This is a genomic window from Fervidicoccaceae archaeon (genome assembly GCA_038734945.1).
Classification (GTDB): domain Archaea; phylum Thermoproteota; class Thermoprotei_A; order Sulfolobales; family Fervidicoccaceae; genus ARK-14.
Window position 1 is genome coordinate 1 of the sequence record JAVYOA010000007.1, and the last position, 5,919, is coordinate 5,919.

The following is a 5,919-nucleotide window of genomic DNA, read 5'->3' on the forward strand; positions in this document are numbered from 1 at the left end:
ATCGCAATTTCTTAGAAGTTCATTAACTGTCATAAGTCATGCTAAGTGACTTTGTCAACGCTGTCCAGTCGTTCAATAACACTATCTCGGAGATTCAGAATAAGACTAGGTTAGCCTGTGAGATCCTTCCGCCCGTATCGTCTGTTCCTTCACTGTTCGCAAACCTTCCCGTCTTAATCGTGTACATCGTAACGCTACCGCTACGTTTTCTTTTGTGTCCATTGCTTAACACAGTCGGAAACCCCATCTGTCTGCTTTACAATTTGGTACCTCCATTAGGTATAATTAACGCATTAGGTGCAACTAATTGCAAATCATTCAACTGTAACACATGTGCTACATCATTCCCTAATCCGTTTGCGGGTTGTCAAGGTAACATCTTTGATTATTTGTTTTGTGTGCTGGGCGGTGCATTGCTGTCGTTTGCTAATCCTTTAATAACAATCGTTAACGGGATAGCAAGATTTCTAGGACTTAACATATGTTTACCCTATTTTTCAACTAGCGGGTGCTCGTTATGAGCTGTCAAGGTGCATTATCGCCAATACCGTTGGGTTGTCAAGTATCGTCACCGTTCTCTCCATGCTACGAGTCGTCAAGTGAGTACACCATTGAGGAAAACCCAGTTTGTGACATTTTACCTAAAAATGTACTAAATTCACTGCCCACGCTCATGGCAAACCTACCCCTTACTTTGCTGTTCATCGTTACCCTACCTACCAGATTCTTCTTATGTCTAATCTACAATTTTTATCAGTTTATTGTAAAGGGTGGCATAACTAGACTGATAAACGGATTGGTAGCTGACGCTATCAATCCCATAGCGTGCTTCGCTGACGGCGTGGCGGAGGGTAACAGTGCTGACTTCTTTGCGTTTCAATTGCCGTCATTCTCACCGCCAAACTTGTCAAACGAGAGCGTTGTGCCGGGTGTATGTAGCTCAAATCCAATCATTCAAGCTATCTGTAATATCGTATATGGAATAGGATACATATTAGGAATAATCTCATCGTTAATTAACCAATTGACTGACGCTATCATTGTACTAATTTGTGTCCTATTTAACTTAACTATTGAGTTTGGTGTATGCCTCGGACCCATTCACTTTGTTACATGTATATCTGCCTCAAATGTATTTAATGCGCTTGGTCTAAAAATAAACTGTGCATTAAACTGTTACTGTGCTATTGGAAAGCCACCAATACTAAAGATATCAAACTGTCCCTATTCCGTTTGTTCAAATGAGCTATGCTGTAACAATGGACAGAGCGTAAACACTGTAACAGTAACATGTCCAACAGAGAGCTATTACTCAAGTGACGGAGCGCCGTGCGTCAGGTACTACATGAGTGAAAATAACGGATGCGTAGGGCATTCGGTTTGCTGTCCATCCCTAACATACAGTTCAGACGGTCAGATATGTGTGGAGACGTTCACACCCACACCTAACGGATGCGTATTTCAATCATTCGCATGTTCCTCAGACTTGTATTACGCAAATAACGGCGTTCCATGTCAAGGTAGTACATGCTGTCCGCCTTCCTTCTACGTACCCGAGCGTGGCGTAGAGTGTGTAACAGTATACGAGCCGTCGGACGGTCAATGTGTACCGATTAACACACAATGCTATCCGAATGAACGAATCGTCAATAACGCACCATGTAACGGTACAACGTGCTGTCCCGCTGTTAATTCTAACAATAGTCTACTTATCTATAACGCCGAACCTGGTCAGTGCATACCTGTTGCTACGTTACAAAACAGTACTTAAACCCTTCTAAGTCATGATACTGATTATCTTGTTAGTAGCTATCCTAGTGTTTCTGATAGTAGCTAACGGTACCTACACCTTCAATTTCTTCCACAAGACGTTTACGTTATCAGTAACTAGCGAATCGTCGGGGTGATATCATGACCGGATTGATAATTAACATCGTTGACATCGTATTCAATCTATTCTATGATCTAGTTAGGTACTCATTACAGATTGCCCGTTTCTTAGTGTCCAAGATAGGAGCGGGCATATTTTATGACGTGATGGCGTCATTCCGCTACGTGAATGACATAACCCGGAGAGTGAGGACATACGTCAGATAGACATAGGGTTATAACAATGACAGACATCGCTAGAGAAAGATTTAAGAAAAAGCTAACACGCAACCGTGTATTTGCACCTTCGGTTAGCGAAACGTTTGCTCCTAGTACTGCTAGATCGGAAACTTATGCTCCATCACAATCAAGCACATACGCACCATCACAGTCTAGCACATACGCACCATCACAGACTAGGACTTATTCAACATCTACAACGAATAAGACAATCAGAAAGTCTACTAGTGTGTTTGCGCCATCTGTGACTGAAGAGTATGCGCCGGTTACGTCGCAACCATCGGTTATTTTACCGTCATCAACTGAAGAGGTAAACGTACATGATGAACCAACTTATGCACAACCTTCACCGGTTATACCGCCTGAGGTAAATGCGGTTAACGTGGACGATCACCCTAATTACGCACAACCATCGCAATCAATTAATGACTCATCCCACATTTTTGTTAATGATGCTCCATCCACACACGTTAACATATCGCCAACCACGATATTCACTATCTCAAGTCAAAGAAGTCAAGAGACAAGTGATAACGTGTACTATCGCATACTTCTAAGCCTGCTGAGGGGGTCAAAATGGACGAGATAATACGTGTATCGCCACGTTACAGTATAAAGATAACTAGAGACGAACGTGGTGTTATCTTAAACGCTGTACCGTTATTTAATCCACCACCCGATTACTTGCATGTGTTTCCCCTTTCAACTAACTATTTGTTAGTCGTTATGTCGATAAACGGACAGAGGTTAATGATACCAGTGAAAAGAGGATCATCGGCGCACTTAATTAACACTTAATCATAACACGTATGTACTACCAAATTGCTGAATTGTTAACCTTTCTTGTCTCCATTTACATGTTATCCTCATTGATAATGGACTATCATCACAACAAATACATGGAAAACGAAGCCAGATATTTTGCTCAACTCCTCACGCTAAACATACAGGCGAGTCACAACGCTCAGATACTGAGACTTAATAAGGGTGATAAATCATGAGCATAGCGAATTTGATCATCCTAGTTATAAGTGGATTGGTAACCCTATTTATAATGTGGAAAGTATTACCAAAATTTACTAGTAAAGTTATTGGGGTGTTGAATAAATGATCACAATTTCAGTCCCTAAGGGTGCATTAGTTTCATCGCTTGGAAAACAATACTATCAACAGACACTTTACTACAATGTTGACTACAGTAGTTATCAAACGTCACCCGCCCCGGGCTTCTTCAATCCTGTTACGATTGTTAACTATCCCGCTGAGGTTGTCGTATCTACTAGACCGGTATCATTGAATCTAGAGACTCCAGTTCAATATGTGTCAACGGGTAACATAAAACTAGGTTTCAATACTAACGGAAGTGACCTAGCGGGTAATGCGCTAGTGTCAGGTACCGGGTCACTATTTCTATGGATCAGGGGATCGTTCCCCTCACAGATCATACCTTCCACTACGCTGGAACTAGACGCTTATCTTCATGCTATGGACATGCTAAGCGCCATAAACGCCTACATGGTAATGAATGAGATATTAAATGATGACTTCTTTGAAGCCACGGGAATTAATGAAGTCAAGAAAAGTTTAATACGAGGATACATTTGCAATAAGCTAAAAGTAGACGTAGCGATGTCATTATTTGGTAATACAGTTCTAGCGCCATATGTTCAACAAGTCAATGCCCTACCCGTAGAGCCTTGTTTTGACATTTCATACCAGGAGATAAGTGATATTGATACAGTAATATCAGAATTTTATGACACAAATCAAACAGTTAAGACACTAGAGAACATGATTACCAATTTATCTAATACGTTAGCATATCTTAACCAAAAAGTAGAACAAATCATACAAGAATTACAACCATCAGAAACTATTTACGTTGAAGATATTGAAGTGTTTCTAAGAAACGCTACGCTAACGTTGGCGTTACAGTCAAAAGAAGTACTTGAACCGTTTGATGTGACTGGTTCACAGTTAAGTACGTATGTGTTAGATGTAGTCACATCGTTGTTATCATCTAATTTTACACAAATAACATCTACTATCTCAACGTTCGCATCGATTACTTCACAAGCTAATACATTATTATCAACTGGACAGATCAACCAAGCTATAGACTTTGTATTTTCATCATTACAAACGTATGTTAATGCACCACAGGCAAGTACATACCTAGCAATTATTGCGGGCTATTTATTAGAATTAGCAAACGTGAATAACATAAACACGGCATATCTGCAAACTGTTCCCCAGGTCGTGGCATTATCTGCTGTGCTTTCATCTTTATCCAATGATATTTACAGTCAAGTATTTCCAACATTCAAAATAAATCTCTACAACGCATCGCACGCTTTGAACTTCACTAACCCACCTCCACCACCTCCGCCTGCGTTACCATCTTCACCACCTACGCCACCTAAACCTTCGTTACCATTACCACCAGGATTACCACCTTCGCCACCGCCTCCTTACATGATTACATCACCGCCTCCACCACCCCCTCCATTGCATAAGATTGTTAGCGCATTAAGGACTGTAAAGCACAACAATTACGCTAACGTGATCATTGAATTGTCGCCGAAGGGCGGACATGTATGGAACACTGCACTGTTAGCTTACGCTTATCAGTACCAGTTAGCGTTTATGTTGGCTAAGCATGGTTTCGTATGTCCTGCAATAACCTCAACACCACAAACGAACGGATTAGACTACTCGCTTGTAAATAATAACATAACAATAACGTCAAATAATAGTCAGACTAACGTGACTGTCCAAAATAAAACTACAACACAGACCGGATCAAGTAACGTTAGTGTGCAAAACAACACTACAACACAGAACCAGTCAAGTAATGTTACAACATCAGAATCAGTACAGACTAGTGAAGCAATACAATCACAATCATCAACTCAACAAAGTCAATCAAACAGTGGATCAACAAATCAAGGATCAACCACCCAAGCTAACATGACTATGCAAAATAACAACTTCTTCGAGAATCAGGGATTATCTAGTAACGCACCTGATTTTTTCAATTACTTAACCTATACCGCTAATCAAGGAATGTTTAACAATACTCTCAATTACATACCCCATAAGGTACCGCCAGGTAAACTAAAACATGGATTTATGTGATGATAGAACATGAAGGAGCTAATCAGATACCTGTTATTTATGCATAAATATCTCAAACTAGATTACATTAATGTGGTAGTATCACGTGACGGCGAAGTAGTTCATCTTGAAATAAAGAACGATAACGATATGACTGTTACGGGTTATCAATGCGAACCGTCCATGGATGGCAATTTCAAGAATTGCACAGAGATCAAAAACCTGGACGAGATAGTGACTGAAGCTATCAACGATATGGTCAGAATCGAGTGGAAAAACTCTTAAATATTCGTGATGTTTATCTAGTTTTATGAAACTAATTATCGTAGAAGGAAGCAACGGAGTGGGTAAGACCACTCTTTTAAAGAAAATAAGAGATCGTTATGATGTTTTTTACGTGCATTTTCCCCTAGTCTATTATCGTAAGATGCCACCCGTTGCCTATCTGGGTGAAATGCTGTCATTTTTGAGGGGGCAACTTGGTATCTTTGTGGACTTAAATGCCCGTCCCATCTTGGTAGATCGTTTCTTCCTGTCTACTATGGTGTATCAGGGAAAAGACATTAACTTCGTTTCACCGGTACTAGAAGAGTTACAAAAACATGAGTATTACCTATTTGTGCTAAAACCAGACGAAAACTACAAAAGAGTAATGACGCACTTTGAAAACATAAAGGCTTATGATGATCCTAA

The 5,919-nt window shown here is 40.3% G+C and carries 2 protein-coding genes; both read left to right on the forward strand.

The genetic code is table 11. The features are described from left to right. The first annotated feature begins 3,216 nt into the window (after nt 1–3,216). The gene (locus QXR92_04395) at nt 3,217–5,247 is read left to right on the forward strand and encodes a hypothetical protein (protein ID MEM0319239.1); all 2,031 of its coding nucleotides are present in this window, start codon (nt 3,217–3,219) and stop codon (nt 5,245–5,247) included. A 289-nt stretch (nt 5,248–5,536) separates the two neighbouring features. Further along, nucleotides 5,537–5,919: hypothetical protein (locus QXR92_04400; protein MEM0319240.1), on the forward strand; the 383-nt coding region annotated here is incomplete at its 3' end.

What these genes read in the sequence shown, in the direction of transcription:
- QXR92_04395 (MEM0319239.1), top strand. Translation starts at nt 3,217, where the DNA reads ATGATCACAATTTCAGTCCCTAAGGGTGCATTAGTTTCATCGCTTGGA.